This is a genomic window from Dyella japonica DSM 16301, assembly GCF_001010355.1.
Lineage (GTDB): Bacteria > Pseudomonadota > Gammaproteobacteria > Xanthomonadales > Rhodanobacteraceae > Dyella > Dyella japonica.
Genome location: NZ_JPLA01000172.1, coordinates 1 through 598, shown reverse-complemented (window position 1 = coordinate 598; position 598 = coordinate 1). Strand labels below are relative to the sequence as shown.

Genomic DNA, 598 nt, shown 5'->3' with positions numbered 1-598 from the left:
GTATTCTTTGGTGCACCTTTCATAGTGGAAAGAGTTTGCATCATCATGCCATCACCAGTACCAATAGTCATAAATGGAATACCTGCTACACCAGCCTGTGCTGGGGCATAGATACTCATTGGTACACGCATACGGTCATCAAGGTTAGTAGCTAATACCTGATTTGCTACTTCTGCATTTTCTGAGCCAGCAATGTAGAAAGTCTGAGAACCAGTCTCAATCATAGGAGCTAAGTTATTCAGAGAAGCCTGAATATCATTCAGTTCTTTCTGAGTAAGGAAATCGCCTTTCTTCCATGTCGGGTCTTTAGCCTTCTCTGTCAGTTTTTCCTGTACTCGCTGTTTGAACATATCTTCCAGCACTACAGATTGAATCTGAGTAGCTTTCTGTAATTGTTCAGTGGAGTACACCAGACTTTCACCTACAGTCTGAGTAATACCATTACGTAGTGGTTCTACAAAGAAGTGCAGCATATTTTCCTGAAGTGCCTTCAGTTGCTCACCCTTAATGGTATAGGTCTTAGGATTGATTTTCCCTTTGGCTCCTGCACCTGTGGATTGTAGTTCCAGTACACCTTTACGTTTAACAGGAACAGTAG

General features: G+C 42.1%; 1 protein-coding gene. It reads right to left on the bottom strand.

The genetic code is table 11. The features are described 5' to 3' along the window. Positions 1-598 (bottom strand): hypothetical protein (locus tag Y882_RS20415; protein WP_211259244.1); only part of this gene is annotated, 598 nt, incomplete at both ends.